The organism is Leucobacter triazinivorans, assembly GCF_004208635.1.
GTDB classification, from domain to species: domain Bacteria; phylum Actinomycetota; class Actinomycetes; order Actinomycetales; family Microbacteriaceae; genus Leucobacter; species Leucobacter triazinivorans.
The window spans coordinates 1,187,081-1,210,644 of record NZ_CP035806.1 but is presented as its reverse complement, the minus strand read 5'-3'; the positions used below and the strand labels follow the sequence as shown (position 1 = coordinate 1,210,644).

Genomic DNA, 23,564 nt, shown 5'->3' with positions numbered 1-23,564 from the left:
CTAGCGGTGGGAACGCGCGGTGAGGCCGAGCCCGGCCAGGCCGACGATCGCGACGATGAGGGAGAGCGCGGAGGACGCGTTGTAGGCGCCCGCCTGCTGGAGATTGAAGATGACGACGCCGAGGGTCTGCGAGCCGGGGGAGAGCAGCAGCACCGAGAGGGTCAGCTCTCGCATGGCGGTCAGCGCGACGAGGAACGCCCCCGAGATCGCCGCGGGGACCGCCATGCGGCACGAGATGTCCCACAGCGCGCGCAGCCGGGAGGCGCCTGAGACCCTGGCCGCCTCCTCGGCGGTGGTCGGCGTCGCTGAGAGCGGAGCGTGCACGGCCTGCACGACCAGCGCGAGGAACGAGGTGAGGTAGGCGCAGAGGATCAGCCACGGGGTGTTGTAGAGTCCGATCCGCGGTGCGAGCACGAGCCACGCGACCGCGATCACGAGGCCTGGAATCGCCTGCGGCAGCACCGAGATCCCAAGCAGCGCCCGATTGCTGCGCGCGCGGGTGCGCGTGACGAGCGTGCCGATCCCGAGCCCCAGCGCCCCGCAGATCAGGGCCGCGAGGGTCGCCAGCATCACGGAGTTGCCGATGCCGGTGAGCGTGCCCGGCGCGGTGAGCGCCCGTTCGAAGCTCTCGAGGGTCACGGTCTCCGCCGAGAACGGCACGCCGGGCGCGGGGAGGAGCGCCTGGGTCGTGAGGGTGACGAGGGGCAGGATCGTGATGGCGAACACGATGCACCCCGTGATCGCGCCCACGGGGATCCTGGCGCGTCCGAGCGGCAGCCGCGCGGGCGCCCCGGCCTGCGCGTCGAGCTCGACCCGGTTGCGCGCGCGCAGCAGATCGGTCGCGGTGCCGAGGAGCGCGATCATGAGGAGCACGAAGCCGATCGCCGAGACAACGGCGATCGGGTCGTCGACGGTGCCCGATTGGAGCGTGCGGTAGACGAGGGTGGAGAGCGTCGCGTAGCGCTCGGGCAGTCCGATGATGGAGGGGATCCCGAAATCCGCGAGGTTCGACACCGCGATGAGGGTGAACGACGACAGCATCGCGGGTCGCAGCAGCGGTGCCGTGATCTCCCGCATGGCGCGCGACGCCGAGGATCCCGCGATGCGGGCGGCCTGTTCCAGGTCGGCCGGCACCCGGCGCAGCGCGGCGGTGACGATGATCATGGCGATCGGGGTGCTGTGGACGGTGAGCAGGAAGATGACGCCGTCGCCCCCGTAGAGGTTCCAGAGCGGTGCGCCGAACCGCGACGTCCAGAAGGTGTTGACCGCGGAGGAGGGGCCGAGCAGGCTGAGCCAGGCGATGGCGCCGACGAACGGGGGCATGAGCATCGGACTCAGCGCGAGCAGACGCAGCGCGCGCCGGCCGGGCAGATCGGTGCGCTCCAGCAGCAGGGCGAGAGCGGTGCCGGCGAGCACCGCCAGCGCGCCCGACACGGTGGCGGACACGATCGAGTTGCCCGCCGCGGTGAGCACATCGGAGTCGCGGAGCGCGGCCCAGCCGTCTCCGGTCGCCGCCAGCCAGACGATGGCGCCGATCGGCACCAGCACCAGGGCGGCGACCGCGCACCAGACCGCGACGCGCAGGGCGCCGAGGCCGTCGGGCCGTGCGGCGGGGCTCGCGGCGCGGGAGCCGCGGATCCCGGACTCGCCGGTCCGGAACCCGCGGATCCCGGACTCGCCGGCCCCGGACTCGCCGGCCCGGTCGGAGCCGACCGGACCGGCGAGGGGCTGCCGCAGCGTGCTACTGGAAGAGGCCATTGAAGGTCTCGACCGCGTCGGCCTGCGAGGACCGGATGGTCTCGAGATCGGGCGTCAGCAGCTGGATCTCGGAGAGGGCCGGTGCGCCCTCGGGGCTCTCGACGTCATCCCGGATGGGCAGGTACGACTGCGCAGCCGCGATCTCCTGGCCCTCCTGGCCGATGAGGAAGTCGACGAACAGCTGGGCCGCCTCGGCCTCGTCGGTGCCGGCGAAGATGCCGACCGGCTGCGAGACGAAGGGCACGCCCTCCTCGGGGTACACCGCCGCGATCGGGGAGCCCGCGGCCGCCAGGTCGCGCACGAGCGAGTCGACCACGATCCCGACCGGGCTGCTGCCCTCGGCGACCGCCTGCGAGACGGGGCCGTTGCTCTCCGCGATGAGCGGCTGATTCGCCGCCAGAGCCTCGAGCCAGTCGAGTCCGAGCGACGGTTCGTTCAGCCATACGGCCGCGTTGTAGGCGGCGGCCCCCGAGACGTCGGGGTTGGGCATCGCGATCTTCCCGGCGTAGGCGGGGTCGGCGAGATCCTGCCACGAGTCCGGCGCATCGGTGATCGCGGTGGTGTTGATCGCGATCACGGTCGGGATGATGCGCGTGCCCACGTAGAGGTGCTCGGGATCGATGAGGCTCTGGTCGATCGCGGAGGCCTCCGGGGACTCGTACTCGAGCAGCAGATCGCGCTCGGCGTAGTCCTCGAACGTGGCCGCGTCGGCGGCGAGCAGCAGATCGGCGCCGATGTCCCCGGCCTTCTCCTCGGCCGCGATACGCGCGGTGAGATCGCCCGTGCCCGCGCGGAAGACCTCGACGGAGATCTCGGGGTGCTGCGCGGTGAAGGCGGCGACGATCTCGTCGATCTTCTCCTGCGGTTCGGAGGTGTAGAGCGTGATCGTCGAGGCGTCGGCGCCCGCCGCCTCGGATGAGTTGCCGGACGCGGTCGCGTCGGCGCTGGAGGAGCAGCCCGCGAGTGCGAGGGCGGAGAGGGAGAGCAGGGCGAGGGCGCCGAGGGTGCGGTTACGAGACATGGTTCGCTTTCTCTGGAATCGGGGAGATGGGTCGGGTGAAGAGAGGTTCGGGGGTCTGCAGCGCGATCGCCGACGAGCTGACGCCGGTCTCGGTGAACTGCACGAGCGAGAACATGGGGGAGTCGTGCCCGGCCACGGCGTGCGGTCCGGCGTCCATCACCTGGTGATAGGCGAGGGAGGGGGCGACGAACACCGGAATGCCCTGCACCGATGCGGTCAGCGCGTGGTGGAAGTGACCGGCGAGGATCGCGCACGTGTCGGATCCGGCGAGCACGGCGAGCAGCGCCTCGGGGTTCGCGAGACCCTGTCGGCTGAGCGCCGGCATCGGGGAGCCGATCGGTGCGTGATGGAGCGCGAGGATCGTGCCGCGCTCGGAAGGGTCGGCGAGGACCGCGGCGAGCCAGTCGAGCTGCTGCGCATCGAGGGCGCCGGTGCTGGTGTCCAGGCGCACGATCCGGAACCCGTCGACGGTGCGCTCGCCGGAGTGCCCGTCGGCGTGACCCGGCAGGACTCGGGCAGCGGCCGGATCGTCGTGGTTGCCGAGGACCGTGAGCACGGGGGCGCCGACCGCCTCCCCGAGTCGGCGGCAGGCCTCGGCGACCGCGGGGTAGGCGCCGGGCTCGCCCCGCTGAGCGAGATCCCCCGTCACCACGACGACCTCCGGGGTGATGCCCGCGGCGCGCGCGTAATCCCCGACGCGCGCCATGCGGCCGAGGCCGTCGACGGCGCCGTAGAGCAGACCGCTCTCGGTCGCGTGCACGTCGCTGAGGTGCAGCACGGTGAAGCGCCCCGTGTCGCGGCTCATGCGGCGGCCCCCGCCCCTGATCCCGCTCGTGATCCTGATCCTGATCCTGATCCTGATCCTGCCGCGGCTCCTGCTGCAGTGGTGTCCCGGGCCGCTGTGGTGTCCCGGGCTGCAGTGGTGTCCCGGGCCGCTGTCGCGGAGTCCCACGCGGTCGCATCCCCTGCCGCCCCGGCGCACGAGGGCGAGCGCCACGAGAACCGGCGCGCGAGTGCCGCGAGGTGCTCAGGGGTCGCGCCGTGCGCCAGCAGATAGCGGTCGATGCCGCCACCGAGCTCGATGCGCTGCAGCGCGGTCGTGAGCGCGTCGGCCGGGCTGTCGAGGTGCAGGCGCTCCGCGTCGCGGCGCTCGGCTCCCGCGAGACCGAGGGCGTCGAGGCGGGCCGCGACGAGGCCCGACCGAGCGGTGCGGACCGCCGCGCCCGAGAGCGCGTAGTCGGCGAAGATCTCGTGCGGGTCGTGGCGTGCGGCGAGCCGGGCCAGCGCCACGACGAGGCCGGTGCGATCCTTCCCCGCCGTGCAGTGGACCACGACCGTCCCGGGGTGCTCGGCGATCGCGACCACGGCTGCGGCGAGCCGATCTCCGCGGTCGGCGATGAGCCGAGCGTAGACGTCCTCGAGCGTGCCCGACGCGGGTGGAGCCGAGCCGTAGAGCGGGATCGAGCGCACCGGGAGCCCGTGGTCGTGCGCGCCGCGCTCCGAGGGCTCGCGGAGGTCGAGCACCAGGTCTGCGCCGTGCGCGCGCAGCACGCGCTCGCCCTCCGCGGTGAGCGTATCGAGCGCGGCGGTGCGCACGAGCCGCGGTGCGCCGCGCGGGCCGATGCCGCGGGTGTTGTAGCTGCCTTCGAGCGATATCGCCTGCACTGCTCGGATGCTCCTGATTCTTCGGGTGGATCGCTACGTCGCCCGTTACATCGGGCGCGAAACGCGGTTACAGCAGAAGCCTGTCGGCGCCGGATGACGCGCCGGTGAACGCGGCGGGAACCCGGCGTGACAGACCGGGGAAGGGTGTGCGATCCCTGGTTCTGTGCGCACCCGGATCCTCTGCGCGCCCGGGATCCTCTTTCGCGTGCCTGGGTCCTATTTCGCGCGTCAGGAGTTGTCGCCTCGCCGCAGTTTTGGCGACACCTACTGACGCGCGTTTGGAAGACGGGGAGCGTGGATCGGGCAGGGTGCTCGGTTGCTCAGTCGTCGGCGTCGGCCAGCGCCTCGGCGACCACCTGGCGCATCTCGAGCGGTTCTGCGGATCCGAGGCGCGGCGACAGCTCCGCGATGAGCGCCTGCAGGAGCACCGAGTGCCCGAGCCTGCTGAAGAATGGGTCGATCGTATGCTGCGGCCCGGCCGCGCCCGAGGACAGCGCGACGTCCGCCAGATCGGGCAGCGGGGCGCGCGCATAGCTGCACACTGCGACGATGCTCGCACCGCGCTTGCGGGCCGCGCGCACCGCGGCGAGCGTGTGAGCGTTGGCCCCCGAGTGGCTCAGCGCGAGGCATACGTCCCCGGGAGAGAGGCTGTGCGCGGCGAACTGCTGAGCCAGAATGTCCATCGGGGCCTCGACGGGACGGCCGATCGTGGTGAGCCGCATGGCGGCGTCCTGCAACGGCGGCGCCGAGAACCCGTTCGCGGTGCAGACGACTCGGCCCGCTGCGGCGAGCAGCTGCGCCGCGTCGGCCAGCGCGTTCCGGTCGATGCCGTCTCCTGCGACCAGGAGCGCGGCCCGCGCGCTCTCGAAGACCTGGTCGACGCTGTCAGCGGGGGTCTGCGGGGCGGTCGGAGCCTCCCGGGCGAGTTCGAGGCGCAGATGCTGGAATCCGCGGAAGCCGAGGCGCTGGCAGGCTCGGATCACGGTGGCGGTCGAGGTGCCTGCGGCCGCCGCGAGCTCCAGTGTCGACCACTGCGGAACGTCGGCGGGCCGCCCGAGGATCGCCTGGGCGACTGCGCCCTCGCTCGCCCCCAGCGTCGACAGGCTCGCGCGGATCAGCGCGAGCGCGGATCCCGACCGGTGCGTCGGGCCGTGCGCGACCTCGGGCGACGCGGCGACTGCCGGGGGAGCGGGCATGCGTTCACACTAGGCGGCCTGTGTGAATCCGAGGTGTCCGTGCGGTGGCGCGCAGTTGTCGGCCCGCAGCAAGGGATCGGTGCGCCGGTGCCTGCAGCAAAGGAACGGTGCGCCGGTGCCCGCAGCAAGGGAACGGTGCGCCGGTGCCCGTCGCGACGGCGTCCGGTGCGCTCGTATCAGGGGTGCTCGGCGACGAGCAGTTCGCCCACCTCGCAGCCGAGCGCGCGGCAGATCGCGGTGAGCGTGGAGAACCGGATCGCGCGGGCGCGGTTGTTCTTCAGTACCGAGAGGTTGACGAGGCTGACGCCCACGCGTTCGCTCAGCTCGGTGAGCGTCATGCCGCGTTCGGCGAGCAGCTCGTCGAGCCGGCAGCGGATCGCGTGCCCTTCATCGGGCTCGGCCGGGCTCACACGAGCCCCTCGGTGTCGCGCTGCAGGCGCGCGGCACGATTCCACAGCATCGCGATGAGCAGCAGGATCGCGCCCAGCGCGAACAGCGGCCAGTGCAGGTCCTGCAGAGGATCGAAGTGGGGTGGGCTGACCCAGGCACCCGTGGTCGAATCGGTCACCAGGGTGCCGTCCGTCGGCATTCCGAGCTCGGCGACTGCGATCTCCACGAGCCGCGCCTCGAGCCAGGGCACGAGGACGGCGCTCGCCGCGGCCATCGCTCCGAGCACGGCGAGGATCGCCTGCGCGGCACGGCTGAACGGCTTGCCGCCGAGCATGCGCACCGCGAGGGTGATGAGGCCGATGCAGCCCACGATCACGATGAGGAAGGGCAGCGCCGTCGCGATGCCCGCCAGTGCCCGGGGGAGCACCAGCGGTTCGTGCGAGGAGACGGCGATGGTGTCGTAGTGCTGCGAAGTCTCCGCGGTCGATGCGACAGCGGGCCATCCCGGGCTCGCGTACGGGACGGCGAACTGGAACTCCCCGGCTTTTCCCTGCTGGGCGCTGCTCGCGAACCAGAGCCCGAAGAATGCGGCGCCGAGCAGCACGACGCCGGCTGCCGCGATGAGCGCCACGAGCAGACTGCGAGGAGGGCGGGCGAGGCGGAGCGTGCCGGCGCCGCCGGATCGGGCGCCCATCACACGAGCCCCTCGGTCTCGCGCTGAATGCGGGCGCCGACGGTGTAGGCGGTCGAGACGACGGCGATCACGAATGCGAGGATCACGAGCGAGAACGGTTCGACCGTGGCGATGATGAAACCCTCGAGTTCGTCGCCCGCGACGCTCAGCAGCGCTTCGGCGCCCATCAAGCCGTGGAAGAACGGGACGAAGGCGGCCCCCGCCAGACCGACGAGGCCCGCGGTCGCGACGAGGGCGGTGCTGCCGCGGCTGAACACCCGGCCCCGCAGGATGTTGCGCGACAGCAGCATCAGGCAGACGACGACGGTCGCCAGCGATCCGAAGTACAGCACCTGCTCCAGGAGGCCCGACCAGAAGCCCAGCGGAGACATCTGCCGGAGCGTGATGACGGCGGAGTCGAGCTGCAGGTGGACGGCGCTCCCGTCCGGACCGATCTGCGCCTCGACGGGAGTGCCGGGGAACGAGGCCGTGACGGGCACATCCTCGCCGAGGAGCAGCTGCATGATGCGGCCGCCCGACCGGATCCCCGCGACGAGGATGATCGCCACGCCCGCGACCATGAACAGGACGATTCCGACCCGGTCGAACGCCGAGGGGCGGCGGGGATCGGAGGGTGCGGTGCGCATGACATCTCCTTATCGATCATCGATATTATCGCTTATCGATAAGCCTGCTCCTGTGCGGCGGTCGTGTCAAGAGGCGGGTGCGCGCGGCCCCGCGATCCGCCTCCATTACGCCCAGCACGAACAGGCCCCCGCGATCCCGCATCACGCCGTAGCCTGGATGCATCAGCGGTGTCCCACCGTTCACGGAGGCCGCAAGGAGGGTATTGATGTTCGAGAGATTCACCGACCGCGCTCGCCGGGTGGTTGTGCTCGCCCAGGAAGAGGCGAAGATGCTCAACCACAACTACATCGGTACCGAGCACATCCTGCTCGGCCTGATCCACGAGGGCGAGGGCGTCGCCGCGAAGGCGCTCGAGCAGCTCGAGATCTCGCTCGACGCGGTGCGCGCCCAGGTGACCGACATCATCGGCACCGGGCAGCAGCCGCCGTCCGGGCACATCCCGTTCACGCCGCGCGCCAAGAAGGTGCTCGAGCTGAGCCTGCGCGAGGCGCTGCAGCTGGGCCACAACTACATCGGCACCGAGCACATCCTGCTCGGCCTCATCCGCGAGGGCGAGGGCGTGGCGGCGCAGGTGCTCGTGAAGCTCGGCGCAGACCTCAACCGCGTGCGGCAGACGGTGATCCAGCTGCTCTCCGGCTACCAGGCCGGCAAGGAGAACGCCACGGTCGGTGCGTCGGAGCCCCAGGGTGAGACCAAGGGCTCGCAGGTGCTCGACAACTTCGGCCGCAATCTCACGCAGGCCGCCCGCGAGGGCAAGCTCGATCCGGTGATCGGCCGTGAGAAGGAGGTCGAGCGGGTCATGCAGATCCTCTCGCGCCGCTCGAAGAACAATCCCGTGCTGATCGGCGAGCCCGGCGTCGGCAAGACCGCCGTCGTCGAGGGTCTCGCGCAGGCCATCGTCAAGGGCGAGGTGCCCGAGACGCTGAAGGACAAGCAGGTCTACGTGCTCGACCTCGGCTCCATGATCGCGGGCAGCCGCTACCGCGGCGACTTCGAGGAGCGCCTGAAGAAGGTGACCAAGGAGATCCGCAACCGCGGCGACATCATCATCTTCATCGACGAGATCCACACGCTCGTCGGTGCCGGCGCCGCCGAGGGCGCGATCGACGCCGCGAACATCCTGAAGCCGATGCTGGCGCGCGGCGAGCTGCAGACGATCGGCGCCACCACGCTCGACGAGTACCGCAAGCACTTCGAGAAGGACGCCGCGCTCGAGCGCCGCTTCCAGTCGATCCAGGTCGCGGAGCCGAGCCTGCCGCACTCGATCAACATTCTCAAGGGTCTGCGCGACCGCTACGAAGCGCACCACAAGGTGTCCATCACCGACGGTGCGATCGTCGCCGCGGTGAACCTCGCAGACCGCTACGTGCAGGACCGCTTCCTGCCCGACAAGGCGATCGACCTGATCGACGAGGCGGGGGCGCGCCTGCGCCTCTCGATCCTGTCGAGCCCGCCCGAGCTGCGCGAGTTCGACGAGAAGATCGCGGTCGTGCGCGCCGACAAGGAGCAGGCGATCGAGGCGCAGGACTTCGAGGCCGCCGCCAACAAGCGCGACGAGGAGAAGAAGCTCATCGCGGAGCGGCTGCGGCTCGAGAAGCAGTGGCGCTCGGGCGACGTGGCCACGAAGGCCGAGGTCGACGAGGGGCTGATCGCTGAGGTGCTCGCCCAGGCGACCGGCATCCCGGTGTTCAAGCTCACCGAGGAGGAGACGTCGCGCCTGCGGTTCATGGAGGAGGCGCTGCACCAGCGCGTCATCGGGCAGAACGAGGCGATCTCCGCCCTCGCGAAGACGATCCGCCGCCAGCGCGCCGGCCTCAAGGACCCGAAGCGCCCCTCCGGCTCGTTCATCTTCGCCGGCCCCACGGGCGTCGGCAAGACCGAGCTCGCCAAGGCGCTCGCCGAGTTCCTGTTCGACGACGAGGACGCGCTGATCTCGCTCGACATGTCGGAGTACGGTGAGAAGCACACCGTGTCGCGCCTCTTCGGCGCGCCCCCCGGGTTCGTCGGATTCGAGGAGGGCGGGCAGCTCACCGAGAAGGTGCGCCGCAAGCCGTTCTCGGTGGTGCTCTTCGACGAGATCGAGAAGGCTCACCCCGACATCTTCAACTCGCTGCTGCAGATCCTCGAGGAGGGGCGTCTCACCGACGGCCAGGGTCGCGTCATCGACTTCAAGAACACGGTGATCATCATGACGACCAACCTCGGCTCGTCGGCGATTGCCGGCGGCCCGGTGGGCTTCCAGATCGAGGGCGACACCTCGGTCGGGTACGACATGATGAAGGGCAAGGTCAACGAGGAGCTGAAGAAGCACTTCAAGCCCGAGTTCCTCAACCGTGTCGACGACACGATCGTGTTCCCGCAGCTCACCAAGGAGGAGCTGCTGCAGATCGTGGATCTCTTCGTGAAGCAGCTCAAGGATCGCCTGCTCGACCGCGACATGCACATCGAGATCTCCCGTGCCGCGCGAGAGCGCCTCGCCGAGCTCGGCTACGATCCCACGCTGGGAGCCCGTCCGCTGCGCCGCGCGATGCAGCGGGAGATCGAGGATCGCCTCTCGGAGCGCATCCTCGGCGCGGATCTGCTCGCGGGCGACCTGGTGAAGGTCGACTTCGTCGACGGCGAGTTCACGTTCGCCACCGACCGTCAGTCGCAGAAGGCGCACGGCGAGACCTCGGCCTCGTCGGCGGCCGCGGTGGCGTCGACCGCGGCGACGCCCGGCGCCTCAGAGTAGCTCGAACCGCCGTCGACGCCGAGGGGCCCGCTGTTTCGGCAGCGGGCCCCTCGGCGTTCCCGCCCCTGCGTTCAGCAGGTGATCGCGCGGGGTGCCGGACGGGGCCCGCCCACCAGTAGGCTGGTGGGATGAGCGAGACTTCCGCGATCCGCGTCCGCAGCGCGCGCACGGCCGATGTGCCGCGCATGGTCGAGCTGATGGAGCCGCTGGTCGCCCGACGGATCCTGCTCGGCAAGGATCTCGTCGACCTCTACGCGGCTGTTCCCGAGTTCCTGGTGGCGACCGATGCGGGCGACGCCGTCATCGGCTACGGCGCCGTGCACGTCATGTGGGAGCAGCTCGGAGAGGTGCGCACCCTCGGCGTCTCGGAGGGGTGGCTCGGGCGGGGCGTCGGCCACCTGCTGCTCGAGTCGCTCGAGCTGCGCGCCCGCGATCTCGGGCTGACGCAGCTGTTCTGCCTCACCTTCGAGACCGACTTCTTCGGACGGCACGGGTTCGAGGAGCTGAGCGAGGACACGAGGCTCGTCGCCGCAGACGTCTACACCGAGCTGCTGCGCTCCAACGACGAGGGTGTGGCCGAGTTCCTCGACCTCGCGCGCGTCAAGCCCAACACACTTGGCAACACGCGAATGCTGAAGCGGCTGTAGAGCGCGTTCCGCGTTAGCCTGGCGCCATGTCGACGCTCAGAGATCCGGTCGGGCCGAAGAGCCGCAGGGTCTATATGCGCCGCCGCCTCCTGGTGCTCGCGGGGCTGCTCGCCGTCGTCGCCGTCATCGTGCTCGTGATCCTGAAGCCCGGATCGAGCGACGGCGTCACCGACGCGCGCGACGTCGAGGTACCGAGCGATCTCGCAACCGCGTCGCAGGCCGAACCCGAGGCGGAGTCCGCGAGCGACGTGCCCCCGGCCTGCGCTACCGGCCAGTTGCGGGTGACCCCGCTCACCGATGCGACCGACTACGCTGCGGGCGAGTCGCCCCTGCTCTCGCTGAGCGTGGAGAACGTGGGCGACGAGGCGTGCTCCGCCGACCTCGGAACGGCCGGCATGGAGTTCGTGGTCTCGAGCGGAGACGACCAGGTGTGGCGCTCGGCAGACTGCCAGGAGGATCCCGAGCATCTCGCGGTGATCCTCGAACCGGGGGAACCGCTCGAGAGCGAGGGGATCCCGTGGGATCGCACCCGCTCGAGCCCCGAGACCTGCGACATCACCCGTGATCCGGTGGGCGCGGGTGGCGCCTCCTACCATCTGCGCGCGTCGGCGGCCGGCGTGCAGGGCACGGGAACCGCGCAGTTCCTGCTCTACTGACGATCCGTCCGCGCCCACCGGATCGAGGGGGCTCGACCGCGCAGATCGCGACGCATGCACGGGTGAGATCCCGATTCCGGTCGCGCTCCTGAACGAGAAGCGACAAGAATCGGGATCTCAGCCCAGGGACGCGGGGACCTGGGGACCTGGGGACCTGGGGACCTGGGGACCTGGGGACTCGGGGACCTGGGGACTCGGGGACCTGGGGATCTGGGGACTCGGGGACCCGCGGACCCGGGCACTCGCGCACCCGCGCTCAGCGCGCAGCGGGCGGGAGCACGATGACGCCACGGTAGGCGGGATCGCCCCAGCGGGTGACGAGGTCGATGTCCGACAGCGGGATCGGCAGGGCGAACGCGTCGACCCAGGACTCGCCGTTCGGATAGTGCACCCAGGGATCCGAGACCACGAGCGCGCCGTCGACCACGTCGGTGGCGAGCACCCAGTGCGGGGTGGGGTCGGCGACGAGCTCGGTGAGATCGATGAGCAGCAGCACCTGCGCGCCGTCGCGCACGAGGTCGGCGATCTCGGCGACCTCGATCCAGCGGCGCTCGACGGGCAGGCCCAGCTCCTCGGCCTGACGGAGCGATTCCTGCTGCAGATCGATGCGCAGCATCCGCTCCGACTCGTCGGCGGAGAACTCCTCCACGAGCACCGGGCCCGTCGTGCTCAGCACCACGCGCGGCAGCCCCGCCACCAGGCCGGACTCGGCCCCCGCCTTCGCGGTCTCGACGGCGAGGCCCACGGGTTCGCAGGCGGGCAGGTTGGTCGCGCGTCGCCAGAAGGCGATTTCGGCTGCGCGGTTGGCGACGAGGCTCTCGGGATCGAAGCCGCCGCTGCCCAGGTGCTCGAGCGCCATGAGCGAGGAGACCGCTCCGCAGGTGACCTCGGTGGTCTGGCCGTAGTAGGGCGCGAGCCGAGCCGGCGCCGCACCGTGCCACCACGACCATGCGGCGACCTCTGCCGGGTCGCCGACCCGCGTGCTCGGGATCGACGGCACGGGTCGCGGCGCGGGGGCGAAGCCGAGCGCCGCGAGACGGTCGCGGCGCGCCCCCGACACGCCGCCGTGCGCGAGGTGCTCCTCGAAGTGCACGGCGATGGGGGCGGGGTGCGCGGCATCCACCGGGGGCGCGTCGTCGCGCGCAGCGCCGAGCAGCGCGGCCCAGACCTCGTCGTCGGCCGCCAGGATGTCCACGATCTTGCGGGCGGCGGTGTGCGGGCGGCCCGCCGTGAGCGCGGCGCCCACAGCCGTGCCGGAGGCGTCTCTCGCCACGAGCAGGCGCGGCCGCCAGAACTCCCGCTCGACCCGCCAGAGGGCGAGGCGAGCGTCGGAGACTCCGCCGGCGAGCGGGGCGGGAGGGGCGGTGCCCGCCTCGACCGCGATCGTGATGGGCTGCGGCGTCTCGGTCATGCGCGTCCTTCCGGTGCGGGCGAGTGGGTCGGGGCGGAGATGGCACCGGGATCCGAAGCGTGATCGGGCGCGGGATCCGAAGCGTGATCGGGAGCAGGATCCGCTTCCGCGTCCGGCGCTGCGGGGCGCCCCGGTGCGCTGGGATCCGTGCGGCGCAGGCTGTCCTGCTCGGCCGCAGAGACCAGCAGTCGGGTGTACTCGTGGGCCGGTTCGCGCAGGATCCGCATCGTCTCGCCGCGCTCGACGATCTCGCCGCGGCGCAGCACCACCACCCGGTCGGCGATGCGGGCGACGACGCCGAGGTCGTGCGTGATGAAGAGCATCGCGAGCCCCAGCTCGTCGCGCAGCCGCGCGAGCAGGTCGAGGATCTGCGCCTGCACCGACACGTCGAGCGCCGAGACGCTCTCGTCGCAGATGAGCAGCTGCGGCCCCGGCGCGAGTGCGCGGGCGATGGCGACCCGCTGCCGCTGCCCGCCGGAGAGCTGCGACGGGCGTCGCTCGGCGAGCGCGGGATCGAGCTCGACGAGCTCCAGCAGTTCGGCCACCGTGCGGTCGCGCGCGCCCCCGGCTCGAATCGCCTCATCGAGCGACTGGCGGATCGTGAATGACGGGTTGAGGGTGGAGTAGGGATCCTGGAAGACGATCTGGATCTCCTGCGGCCGCCGCCCCCTGCGGCCCGCAGGAAGCACTCTGCCGTCGAGGGTCACGCTGCCGCTGTCGGGGACCTCGAGGCCGGCGATCGCGCGGGCCAGGGTCGACTTGCCCGAACCGGACTCCCCGACGATGGCGAGCACCTGGCCCGCGGCCACCTCCACCGAGGCATCTGCGAGCGCCGAGGTGTCGCCGAACGACTTCGAGAGCCCCTCGGCGATGAGCAGCGGCGGTCCGCCCGCCGCCGCGCCCGGGACGGCGTCGCCGACCGAGGGGTTCGCGTCGATGAGCGCACGGGTGTAGGGATGCCGGGGCGAGCGCAGCACGCGCGCGGTGTCGCCGCGCTCCACCACCTCGCCGTGCCGCATGACGAGCACCCGGTCGGCGCGGCCCTCGATCACCCCGAGGTCGTGGCTGATGAGGATGAGCCCCATGCTGTGGGTCGCCTGCAGTCCGCGCAGCAGGTCGAGCACCTCGCCCTGGGTGCTCGCGTCGAGCGCGGTGGTGGGCTCGTCGGCGATCAGCAGCCGCGGTTCGGCCGCGAGCGCCGCCGCGATGGCCACGCGCTGGCGCATGCCCCCGGAGAGCTCGGAGGGGTACTGATCGGCGACGCGCACGGGAAGCTGCACCTCGGCGAGACGCCGCTCCACCTCCGCCCGCAGCGTCCCGCGGCCCGGCGTCTCGCCGGCGGCCCGCAGACGGGCTTCGATGGTGAGCGCGATCTGCCGGCCGCAGCGCAGCACCGGGCTGAGGCTGGTGAACGGGTCCTGCAGCAGCAGCACCGCCCGCCGGCCGCGCACCTGCGCCCAGACCCGATCCGCCGTCGTCGACAGGTCGTAGCCGTAGCCGTCGATCTCGGCCGCGCCCGCCGCCTGCACCCCGCGGGGCAGGAGCCCGGTGATGGCGCGCGCCGTCATCGACTTGCCCGATCCCGACTCGCCGATGATGGCCAGCATCTCGCCGGGCGCCACCTCGAGGTCGAGCGGGGCCACGATGTCGTTCCCCGCGCTCGTCACGGTGAGGCCGGTGACGCGGGTGCCCCGCGCTTCGCTCGTGGTCACTGCATTCCCCGTTCCCTCAGACGATCGCCCAGGTGGTCGCCGAGCACGTTGATCGCCATCGCCACCAGCACGATGAGCACCGCCGGCACGAGCAGCATCGCCGGGTTGTCGCCGATGACCCCGCGCCCGTCGGTGATCTGCCGACCCCAGTCGGCGGTGCCCGGGGCGACGCCGATGCCGAGGAACGACAGCGATGAGAGCGTGACGAGGGCGATCGCGAGGTTGAGCATGAAGTTGGTCATGACGAGCGGCCAGACGTTCGGCACGATGTGTCGGTACATGATGCGGGCGGGGGAGAGCGACAGCATCTGCGCCGCCTCCACGTAGGGTCTGGGTGCCTGCTCGGTGACGCCGGCCCGGATGATGCGGATGTCCGACGGGCAGAAGAGCGCGATGAGCATGAGCACCGTGACCCAGTAGCCGGCCCCGAAGATGCCGGCGACGACGATCGCCACGAGCATCACCGGCAGCGACAGCAGGATGTCGACCGCGCGGCCCACCACCCAGTCGACCGGACCCCGCAGGTACCCCGCGAGGGTGCCGATGAGCACGGCGAGCAGCATGGATCCCGAAGCGATGACGAGGGGCCCGGCCACCGCGGATCCCGTGCCGGCGACGGTCAGCAGGAGCACGTCGCGCCCCAGCTCGTCGGTGCCGAGCGGATGGCCCGGCGAGCCGGGCGGCAGGAGGGAGTCGAGGATGCTCTGCTTCGACGCGGCCTCCGTGAGGAACGGCGATGCGACGGCGGCGATCGCGACGATCGCGAGGAAGACGGCGGAGACGATGACGCTCCAATCGCGCGGACGCCCGGGGGCGACGCGGGCGCTGTTCATCAGCGAGATCTGGGTCGTGCGCTGCATCATACCGACAGCTCCCGTGCTCGGACGCGGGGATCGAGCAGCAGGTAGCTCAGATCCACCACGATGGTGATGCAGGCGATGGCCGCCGCGACCAGCAGCGTGATCGCCTGGACGACGGGCAGGTCCTTGAACAGCACGGCCTCCTCGAGCAGCTGCCCGATCCCGGGCAGTGCGAACACGGTCTCGACGATGATCGTGCCGCCGATGATGAAGGTGAGGATCAGCCCCGCGCTCGTGACGATCGGAATGAGTGCGCTGCGCAGCGCGATCCGGCGGACCGCGCGCTCGGGGATGCCGCGGGCGCGGGCGAAGGTGATGGCATCCCCCTCGAGCTCGCGGAGCACGGCGGCGCGCGTCATGCGCATGAGGATCGCGCCGATGCCGGCGGCGAGCACTGCAGCCGGCAGGAACAGGTGCCAGAGCCGATCGAGCCCGCCGGTGCCGGCGCCGTAGGCCGGGAAGACGGGGATCAGGATCGCGAAGAGCGTGATCGACAGGATCGCGAGCGCGAAGCTCGGAGCGGAGAGTCCGAAGAGTGCCGTCGCGCTCGCGGCGCGGTCGATGCGGGTGCCGCTGCGCGCCGCGCTGACGATGCCGAGCGGGATCGCGGTGATCACGGCGAGCAGGAAGGACATGCCGATGAGCAGGGAGGTGACGCCCAGGCGGCTGAGGATGACCGAGGTCACGGGCTGCTGCAGTCGGATCGAGACGCCGAAGTCGCCGCGCAGCGCCGACAGGAGCCAGTCGGCGTATCGGAGCAGGAACGGATCGTCGAGATGGTACTGCGCGCGCACAGCTTCGATCGCCTCCGGCGTGCTCGGCCGATTGCCGAGCAGGTTCTTCACGAGATCGCCCGGCGCCAGGTAGAGCAGGGTGAACGTGAGGAACGAGAGGACGAGCAGGATGAGCGCGACGCTCGCGATGCGCAGCGCGATGATGCGCGCGAGGCGAGAGCCCGCGCTGCGGCGTCTGGTGCGGCTCGTCACGGAACCACCCTTCTGGAGAGCGGGGTGCGGCTCCCCGGGAGCCGCACCCCGGAACGGTCGTCTACTCGGCCTCGGCCGCGAAGAGGCTGGCGCCCCAGGTCGAGGTGAAGGTGTACGGGCTGTAGTCGGTCACGCCCACGGTGTTCGAGAAGGCCGTGACCGACTTGCCCCACCAGATGGGGGCGTTCACGACCTCGTCGGCGCCGAGCGTCTCGAGCTCGAGCAGCTTCGCGGCGCGCTCCGCCGGGTCGGTGAGGGCGTTCGCCTCGGTGATGAGGGCGGCCGCCTCCTCGCTCTCGAAGCCGTTGGGGTTGCCCGGGCCGAGCAGGTAGCTGTTGACCTCGGCCGGATCGCCCGTGGTCGAGAAGTACCACATGAAGCCGAGCCCGTGCTCGCCGTCGCCGATCGTCGCGAGCCACTCCTCGATCGGCACCTCGCGCACCGAGACGTCCATGCCGATCTCGCCCAGGCTCTCGGCGATCGCCTGAGCGGCGACGCCCAGCTGCGGGCCGGTATTGGGGTAGGTGAGCTCGGTCTCGAGCCCCTCGCCGGCGGTGCCGGCGATCGCCTGCTGCGCCGCCTCGAGGTCGTAGTCGTGCTGGGGGATCGCGGCGAGCTCCGCGCGCGCCGTGTCGCCGTCGAATGCGGTGGCGAGCGATTCCGGCGTCATGATCGCGGTCGCCGGCTCGCCGTAGCCGCGGAGCAGCTTCTCGGCGATCGCCTCGCGGTCGATGCTGAGCGCGACCGCGGTGCGCACGTCGAGGTCGTCGAACGGGGCGACGTTCTGATCGAACAGCAGGCCCACATAGGAGAGATCGTTCATGGATTCGACCCGCACGCCGTCGATCGAGCTCCAGTCGTCCGCCTGGGTGATCGGCACGTTGAACGCGATGTCGATGTCGCCCGTCTGGGCGGCGGCGAGGCGGGTGCTCGCGTCGGGGATGAAGTTGACCCGGATGGACTCCGCCTTCGGCACGCCGCCCCACCAGGTGTCGACGCGTTCGAGCAGCACGTGCGAGTCGGGCTGGAACTCGGTCACCTGGTAGGGGCCGGTGCCGAGGAGCAGCGAGTCGCTCGTGCCGATCCCGCCGTCGTGCGCCTCCCAGAACTCCTGCTGCGTCACCACGAGGGCTCCCGCGCTGGAGAGGCTGACGAGGAACGTGGCGTCCGGCGTCTTGCTCGTCACGGTCACCTCGCGGTCACCGGTCTGCTCGACCGTGTCGAGGTTCGTCAGGTAGTAGTACGTGCCGGGGGACGACTCGGGATCCACCGCGCGCTCGATGCTGAAGACCACGTCCTGCGGGGTGACCGGGTCGCCGTTCTGGAAGCGGGCGTCCTCGCGCAGCGTGAACACGTACGTCGTGTCGTCCGGCGTCTCCCACGACTCCGCGAGCGCGGGCACGATCTGTCCGTCGGGATCCTGTCCGACGAGGCCCTCCTGCACGGTCGCGGCGAGGTTGTAGTTGAGGATCCCGCTCTCCTGGCCGATGTACAGGTTGGCGAGCGAGCCGGGGAAGGCGACGGTCACCTGCTCGATGTCCTGCCCGGTGTCGACGAGCGCGACCTCGGAGGGCTCGGGGGCCTCCGAGGATCCCGCGCACCCCGCGAGGACGAGGGCGAACGCGGCGGCGGCCGCGGCCGCCGCGAGGCGCGGCTTCCGCGATCTGGGGGTTCTGGGCTGCATGGTGTGGTCGCTCCTTCGCGTGTGCTGCCGGGGGCTGTCCCGTTCCGCTCCGGGGGTCGACGAGCGTGGTGCGGGGCAGTGGTTCGGTGCGGTCTTCGCCGGTGAAGCGGTCGCCGCTGTGGCAAGAGTAGTACAGGGTTGCGTGACGAGTGTGTTTCGATCCGCGGAGCCGACGGGGACCGCACTCGGCGCGGTGGAGGCGGGCGCGGTGCGGGGCCCCGCGAGGGCACCGCATGCGCCGATGGGCGCCGAGACTGCCGGCTGCGGCGAGCCTCGCCGGCGCGTGTCGGGCCCCAAGCAAAACGCACAGCACCCCAGCGGAATCGGGGAGCTGCGCCGCCCGCCGCCGCCATACGATGAGCGGGAACCGGGCGGCGGATCCGCGCTGCCCGCGGGCTCCCGCCCGCCGAGAAGCTGAAGGAGGGACCGTGGCAGCCACCGTGCATGCTCGTGATCCGCTGGTCACGGAGGACATCGGCCGCGCGCTCGCCGAGATGGAGTTCGGGAGCCCGCCCGCCGTGACGCGGGCGCTCGGGGCGGCGCTCGATCGCGAGGAGCTCGGGTATCTCGGCGCCGCGGAGATCGACCGCCTGCAGGCCGCGGTGGGCGGCTGGCTGCGGGATTCGTATTCGTGGACGCCGCCGGTCGACGCGATCCGGCCGGTCGCCGATCTCGTCGCCGGCTTCCGCGCGATCCTCACCCACTTCGTGCCCGAGGGCGAACCGATCATCGTGCCGACGCCCGGCTACATGCCCTTCCTCTCGGTGCCGCCGACCATCGGTCGGCCCGTGATCGAGGTGCCGATGCTGGCCACCGACTCCGGCTGGCGCTACGACTTCGACGGGCTGCGGCGGGCATTCGCGCGCGGTGCACGCCTGCTGGTGCTCTGCAACCCGCACAATCCCATCGGCAAGGTGGCGGTCGAGTCCGAGCTGGCCGAGATCGAGCGGATCGTCGACGAGTTCGACGGGATCGTGCTCGCCGACGAGATCCACGCGCCGCTCGTGCTCGGCGACGCGCCACACATCGTCTACGCGGCGCGCTCGCCGCGGGCCGCGGCGCACACGATCACCGCGACCTCCGCGACGAAGGCCTTCAACATCCCGGGCACCAAGTGCGGCCAGCTCATCTTCACCAACCCGCAGCACCTGGCGAGGTGGGCGGAGGTGGGGCACTGGTACGAGCATCAGACCTCGGTGCTCGGCGTGGTCGCGACCGAGGCCGCCTACCGCGGCGGGCGCGCCTGGCTCGGCGAGACTGTCGAGGCGCTCCGCGCGAGCGTCTCCGAGGCCCTCGCCGTGCTCGAGGCGGCAGAGGGGCGCACCGGGATCCGCGTGCGGCGTCCGGAGGCCACGTACCTCCTCTGGATCGATCTGCGCGAGACCGGACTGCTGCGCGAGGGCGTCTGCGCGGCGCGTGCGCTGCGCGAGGCCTCCCACCTCGTGGTCACGGACGGTGCGGACTGCGGCGAGGCGGGCCGGGGCTTCGTGCGCTTCAACGCGGCGCTGCCGCGCGAGCACGTGCGCGAGGCCATGGAGCGGCTGATCCGCGCTGCCGAGGACGCGGGGTAGGGTGATGCACGTGGATGAGGGCGAAGCGCGCGAACCGGGGACGCCGGCCGCCGAGCTCGCGGACTACCTGCCGCGGCCGGGGAGCGTCACGGTGTTCTCCGCGGCGTGGTGCGGGTACTGCACGGCGCTGAAGGCGGGCCTCGCGCGTGCGGGCACGGAGGTCCGCGAGGTGATGATCGAGGAGGATCCGGCCGCCGAGCGCATCGCGATCGCGGCCAACGGCGGCGACTGGCTGATCCCCACAGTGGTCTTCTCGGACGGATCGATCCGCGTGAACCCGGGCGTGCGCGGCGTCTCGGAGCGCCTGCAGCAGATCGACGACGGGGTCTGAATGCCGGCCGGGCGGAGACGAGCGCCGCGCCGAGTCGCGGAGACCCGACGGGGGGCGCGGTGACTCCGGAGATCGATCCTCGCGCGCTGATGTCGTTTCGCGCGGTCGCCCAGCACGGCTCGTTCGCCGCGGCGGCTAGAGAGCTGGGGTGGACGCAGCCCGCGCTCAGCGGCCAGGTCAGCCGGCTCGAGGAGAGTCTCGGCGCGACGCTCGTCACCCGCACCGTGAAGGGCGTGCAGCTCACCGAGGCCGGCAAGCGGCTGCTGCACCACGCCGAGCTCATCGACGGGCACCTCGCCCGCGCGGCTCGCGAAGTGGCCGGGCTCATGGATGAGGACGCGCGCACCGTTCGCGTGGTCGCCTTCCCCTCCGCCTGCACGAGCATCGTGGCGCCCGCCATGTCCGAGCTCATCGCGCGGGCTGACCCCCGGCCCGGCCCGACGATCGATCTCGAGCAGCAGGAGCCCTTCTCCGTGCCGGAGTTGCTGCGACGAGGCGCCGCCGACGTCGCGCTCGTATTCCGCTACGACGAGGAGGACCTCGTCGGGCTCGAGCAGGAGTTCGAGCTGTTGCCGATCGGCTGGGATCCGCTGCAGCTGATCGTGTCGCAGCGTCGTGGCGGTGCGGCGCAGAGCATGCGACGGCTCGTGGATCACGCGCGCGATCGCTGGGTGGCGGGGTGTCCGAGCTGCAGGAGGCACTTCCTGCGCCTCGCCGAGCGGGAGGGCTTCAGCCCCGACATCCGTCACGCCACCGACGACTACATGGTGGTGCAGGAACTGGTCGCGCGCGACATGAGCGTCTCCGTCGTGCCGAGGCTGAGCCTGATCAGCTATCGCCATCCCGGCATCCGCGCCTTCGGGCTCGGGGAGCACGACGGGCGCCAGCTGATGATCCTGCTGGCGCGCGGCGAGGTGCGTCCCGAGGTGCGCGAGGTGGTCGCCGCGCTGCGGCGGGCGGCCGCGCGCGTGCTCGATCCGATCCCGAGCCGCAGCGCGCCTGGCAGCCGGTGAGCGGCGGTCTTGCGCCGGGGCCGGCGACGCGCAGTGTCCGTCGCGCCGCGTGCGGCGTTCCGGAGTTGCACAGGCACCGGGCGATACCGTGGTGAGTATGACGCCGCGCCTGCTGTTCCGCATCTTCGCATTCGCCGAGCTGATCACCTGGGCCGGGCTCATCACGGCGCTCGTGCTGCGCGCAACCGGCGTCAGCGATGCGTGGGTGACGCCCGCGGGCGGCGTGCACGGCTTCGTCTTCCTCGCCTACTGCGTGGTCACGGTGCTCGTGTGGATCGATGCGCGCTGGCGGCCGTCCTGGGGAGTGCTCGGGATCGCCAGCGCCGTCGTGCCGTTCGCCACACTGCCCGTCGAGCTCGTCGTCGACCACCGCGGCATGCTGCCGCGTGCGTGGCGGCTCTCGCCCGGGGGCGAACGTCCTCGCGGCTTCTGGGAGCACGGCCTCGCGTGGGTGCTGCGGCGGCCGTGGCTGGCTCTGCTCCTACTCGCCGTCGCGGTGACCGGCGCCTTCCTGCTGCTCCTCTGGATGGGGCCGCCCGTTCCGAAGAGCTGAGCCGCGCGGGGCGCCACCCGAGCCGCCGCCGAGCCGCCGCCCGAGCCGCCGCCGTTGCCGAGGGGTCGCGGCTCGATCGGACCCGCCCCGAATCGTGATGGGTTTTCCAGAGATTCGGGTTATCGTGGAGCATGGACACGAACAAGGCGCGAGGCACCGGGCTCCGCATGGAGATCCCGCAGGGAACGGACGAGGCGGTCGCCGTCGATGAGCTCGTCGACGATCTGCTGCACGGCAACATGCGCGGTGTGCTGCACACCCTGCACGAGCCGCACGACGAGAGCGGCCCGGAGCAGGAGCTGCCGGCCACCTGATGCGCCCCGGTTTCGACTCGCTGCGCTCGGTCAGCCGGCGGGCCCCGACAGCTCCTCGAGACGCAGGGCGAACCAGAGCTCGGCGCGATCGTCGGCGTTCGCCAGCGACCTGCGGACCAGCCCCTCGATGCGCGTGATCCGATCGCGCAGCGTGTTCCGATGGATCCCGAGCGTCGCCGCGGCCGGGCCGCGCTGCCCGTCGGTCTCGAAGACCGTCCGCAGGGTCGTTCGCAGCATCTCCCGATCCTCTGGGCCGAGCCGCTCGTCGTGCCGTGAGAGCGGACCGAGCACGGCGGCGCTCAGGGCGCGCCGTTCGGGCGAGCCCGGGGCTTCGGCGCTCCTGCCACCGAGCGGCGCGCGCCTTGAAGCCCCGGACTCGCGCGTCGCCGAGAGCTCCAGCAGCGCTTCGAGCAGCGGTGCGTCCCGGTCGGTCCACACGGCCTCGGGCACGCGCGGCGCGGTGTACAGCGGCGCCGTCTGAGAGAGCCCGCGCAGCCCCGCACTCGCAGAGCGTCGACTCAGAGGGGCTTCCGCGGGCGCCGCGGGGCGGCCGATCACCGCGTCGAGGTCGTGCGCGGCCGCGGCCGCGAGCACCCGCTCGAGGGCGTCCTCGGTGTCGGGGCACAGCTGCCAGGCCCGTGCCAGGCCCGGCGTCTCGGGCACCGTGTCGCCCGGGGCGATGAGGCGATCGAAGCCGTTGCGGGGGCGGCGGCGCCACTCGGCGATGTCCTCTGCGTTGCCCTGCACGGCGATGGCCCGCAGCCGGGGCGGAAGCCGCAGCTCGGGGTCGAGGATCGCGAGGGCCTCGGGCGAGCCCGTGCCGTCGAGCAGCGATGCGGTGAGGCGCTCCCAGCGCCCGCGCTCTCGCGTCGCGTCTGCGCTGTCCCCCCGCAGTCCGAGCCCCAGCACCATCGAGCCGGCGGCGATGACCGCGTGGCCCTCGGGAGTGAGCGGGGCATCGCCCGCCACCGCCAACTGCAGCGAGGAGCGCCGGTCGAGGTCGATGTGCTCGGCCCCGCTCGCCTTCCGGGCCGCCGCGAAGCCTCCCGTGCTCGCCAGTACGGCACCGTCGGAGCCGACGAGCGCGAGATGCTTGCCCGTGACCTGGGCGATGCTCGCCAGCACCTCGGCGGGGTCGCGGTCGCTGCGAGCCCCATCGAGCAGCCGCTGCTGCGCCTGCAGCGCCGCGCGTGCCGCCCGGAGCTCGTCCGAGCGCACGAGCGCTGCGATGGCCTTCGTTACGGCGATGAAGGGCACGGGCAGTGGAATCTCGAACAGCGCGACCCGGTACTCGCTGGCCGCCCGGGTGAGGCGGGGCGGGATGCGGTCGTGGTTGACCCCGATGCCGAAGCCGATGGCCGCCACGCGCGCGCGGCTGAGGCTGGCGACGAAGTCGCGCCAGCGGGGGTCGTCGAGCTGCAGGGCGAGCCCGGTGGTCAGGATGATCTCACCGCCCTCGAGGTAGCCGCTGAGGTCGAGAAGCTCGGTGGTGGAGCTCCAGCTGATCTCGGGATCTCCGGGCCCGGCCTGGATGAGGCGGAGACCGAGATCCGGGAGCGCGAGCAACTGGGAGAGGGTGGCCATACGCAGATTCTTGCACAGGCAGACGTTCATTGCCTATGCAATGACGCACGCGGAGGTGCGGGGTCCGGTCGTAGACTGGCGGCAGGAAGCGGGTCCGCGCACCGGGCCGCACCGGCGTGGAGCGGTGCGTCGCGGGCGGCCCGGAGATGAGAGGGGCGAT

General features: G+C 71.7%; 22 protein-coding genes. 8 read left to right on the top strand and 14 right to left on the bottom strand.

Going from position 1 to position 23,564, the window contains the following annotated elements:
• The 8 genes from EVS81_RS05560 to EVS81_RS05525 form a co-directional block, all read right to left on the bottom strand.
• On the bottom strand, positions 1-1,758 hold the full coding sequence (locus EVS81_RS05560; RefSeq protein ID WP_130109509.1) for an ABC transporter permease: 1,758 nt from the start codon (positions 1,756-1,758) through the stop codon (positions 1-3).
• Positions 1,742-2,779, bottom strand: coding sequence for an ABC transporter substrate-binding protein (locus tag EVS81_RS05555; protein WP_130109508.1), 1,038 nt, complete (start codon positions 2,777-2,779; stop codon positions 1,742-1,744). The genes EVS81_RS05560 and EVS81_RS05555 overlap by 17 nt, the downstream gene beginning before the upstream one ends.
• Entirely contained in the window at positions 2,769-3,584 is an 816-nt protein-coding gene (locus tag EVS81_RS05550; RefSeq protein WP_130109507.1) for a metallophosphoesterase, read from the bottom strand. Before EVS81_RS05550 ends, EVS81_RS05555 begins: the two co-directional genes overlap by 11 nt.
• A complete protein-coding gene (locus EVS81_RS05545; RefSeq protein ID WP_205879396.1) occupies positions 3,581-4,444 on the bottom strand; it encodes a tyrosine-protein phosphatase in 864 nt (287 codons plus the stop codon). The genes EVS81_RS05550 and EVS81_RS05545 overlap by 4 nt, the downstream gene beginning before the upstream one ends.
• Before the next feature lie 320 nt (positions 4,445-4,764).
• Entirely contained in the window at positions 4,765-5,640 is an 876-nt protein-coding gene (locus EVS81_RS05540; protein ID WP_130109506.1) for a MurR/RpiR family transcriptional regulator, read from the bottom strand.
• 176 nt (positions 5,641-5,816) lie between these two features.
• A complete protein-coding gene (locus tag EVS81_RS05535) occupies positions 5,817-6,050 on the bottom strand; it encodes a helix-turn-helix domain-containing protein (RefSeq protein ID WP_130109505.1) in 234 nt (77 codons plus the stop codon).
• Entirely contained in the window at positions 6,047-6,724 is a 678-nt protein-coding gene (locus tag EVS81_RS05530) for a hypothetical protein (RefSeq protein ID WP_130109504.1), read from the bottom strand. The genes EVS81_RS05535 and EVS81_RS05530 overlap by 4 nt, the downstream gene beginning before the upstream one ends.
• On the bottom strand, positions 6,724-7,350 hold the full coding sequence (locus tag EVS81_RS05525) for a hypothetical protein (protein ID WP_130109503.1): 627 nt from the start codon (positions 7,348-7,350) through the stop codon (positions 6,724-6,726). Before EVS81_RS05525 ends, EVS81_RS05530 begins: the two co-directional genes overlap by 1 nt.
• A gap of 206 nt (positions 7,351-7,556) precedes the next feature.
• On the opposite strand from EVS81_RS05525, the gene EVS81_RS05520 reads away from it, so the two are divergent.
• From EVS81_RS05520 to EVS81_RS05510, 3 genes are all read left to right on the top strand, one after another.
• A complete protein-coding gene (locus EVS81_RS05520) occupies positions 7,557-10,082 on the top strand; it encodes an ATP-dependent Clp protease ATP-binding subunit (protein ID WP_130109502.1) in 2,526 nt (841 codons plus the stop codon).
• Between the two features lie 128 nt (positions 10,083-10,210).
• Positions 10,211-10,729 (top strand): amino-acid N-acetyltransferase, encoded by a 519-nt coding sequence (locus tag EVS81_RS05515; protein ID WP_130109501.1) that lies wholly within the window; start codon positions 10,211-10,213, stop codon positions 10,727-10,729.
• Positions 10,730-10,755: 26 nt separating this feature from the next.
• The gene (locus EVS81_RS05510; RefSeq protein ID WP_130109500.1) at positions 10,756-11,385 is read left to right on the top strand and encodes a hypothetical protein; all 630 of its coding nucleotides are present in this window, start codon (positions 10,756-10,758) and stop codon (positions 11,383-11,385) included.
• 256 nt (positions 11,386-11,641) lie between these two features.
• On the opposite strand, the gene EVS81_RS05505 is transcribed toward EVS81_RS05510, so the two are convergent.
• From EVS81_RS05505 to EVS81_RS05485, 5 genes are all read right to left on the bottom strand, one after another.
• Positions 11,642-12,796 (bottom strand): peptidase C39 family protein, encoded by a 1,155-nt coding sequence (locus EVS81_RS05505; protein WP_130109499.1) that lies wholly within the window; start codon positions 12,794-12,796, stop codon positions 11,642-11,644.
• Positions 12,793-14,508: an ATP-binding cassette domain-containing protein gene (locus EVS81_RS05500; RefSeq protein WP_240739979.1), complete on the bottom strand. Its 1,716-nt coding sequence runs from the start codon at positions 14,506-14,508 to the stop codon at positions 12,793-12,795. Before EVS81_RS05500 ends, EVS81_RS05505 begins: the two co-directional genes overlap by 4 nt.
• On the bottom strand, positions 14,505-15,371 hold the full coding sequence (locus EVS81_RS05495) for an ABC transporter permease (protein ID WP_130109498.1): 867 nt from the start codon (positions 15,369-15,371) through the stop codon (positions 14,505-14,507). The genes EVS81_RS05500 and EVS81_RS05495 overlap by 4 nt, the downstream gene beginning before the upstream one ends.
• A complete protein-coding gene (locus tag EVS81_RS05490; protein ID WP_130109497.1) occupies positions 15,368-16,354 on the bottom strand; it encodes an ABC transporter permease in 987 nt (328 codons plus the stop codon). The genes EVS81_RS05495 and EVS81_RS05490 overlap by 4 nt, the downstream gene beginning before the upstream one ends.
• A gap of 61 nt (positions 16,355-16,415) precedes the next feature.
• Positions 16,416-18,038, bottom strand: a complete 1,623-nt coding sequence (locus EVS81_RS05485; protein WP_130109496.1) for an ABC transporter substrate-binding protein — start codon at positions 18,036-18,038, stop codon at positions 16,416-16,418.
• A gap of 428 nt (positions 18,039-18,466) precedes the next feature.
• Between EVS81_RS05485 and EVS81_RS05480 the strand changes: the two genes are divergently transcribed.
• The 5 genes from EVS81_RS05480 to EVS81_RS05460 all read left to right on the top strand — a co-directional run bounded on the left by EVS81_RS05480 (position 18,467) and on the right by EVS81_RS05460 (position 21,820).
• Positions 18,467-19,609: a MalY/PatB family protein gene (locus EVS81_RS05480; RefSeq protein ID WP_165384191.1), complete on the top strand. Its 1,143-nt coding sequence runs from the start codon at positions 18,467-18,469 to the stop codon at positions 19,607-19,609.
• Positions 19,610-19,619: 10 nt separating this feature from the next.
• The gene (locus tag EVS81_RS05475) at positions 19,620-19,940 is read left to right on the top strand and encodes a glutaredoxin domain-containing protein (protein ID WP_240739977.1); all 321 of its coding nucleotides are present in this window, start codon (positions 19,620-19,622) and stop codon (positions 19,938-19,940) included.
• 59 nt (positions 19,941-19,999) lie between these two features.
• On the top strand, positions 20,000-20,953 hold the full coding sequence (locus tag EVS81_RS05470; RefSeq protein ID WP_130109494.1) for a LysR family transcriptional regulator: 954 nt from the start codon (positions 20,000-20,002) through the stop codon (positions 20,951-20,953).
• Positions 20,954-21,050: 97 nt separating this feature from the next.
• The gene (locus EVS81_RS05465; protein ID WP_130109493.1) at positions 21,051-21,506 is read left to right on the top strand and encodes a DUF3817 domain-containing protein; all 456 of its coding nucleotides are present in this window, start codon (positions 21,051-21,053) and stop codon (positions 21,504-21,506) included.
• Between the two features lie 131 nt (positions 21,507-21,637).
• Positions 21,638-21,820, top strand: coding sequence for a hypothetical protein (locus EVS81_RS05460; protein WP_130109492.1), 183 nt, complete (start codon positions 21,638-21,640; stop codon positions 21,818-21,820).
• Positions 21,821-21,850: 30 nt separating this feature from the next.
• Here the strand turns inward: EVS81_RS05460 and EVS81_RS05455 are convergent, their stop codons facing one another.
• A complete protein-coding gene (locus EVS81_RS05455) occupies positions 21,851-23,404 on the bottom strand; it encodes a PucR family transcriptional regulator (RefSeq protein ID WP_130109491.1) in 1,554 nt (517 codons plus the stop codon).
• Between the last annotated feature and the right edge of the window lie 160 nt (positions 23,405-23,564).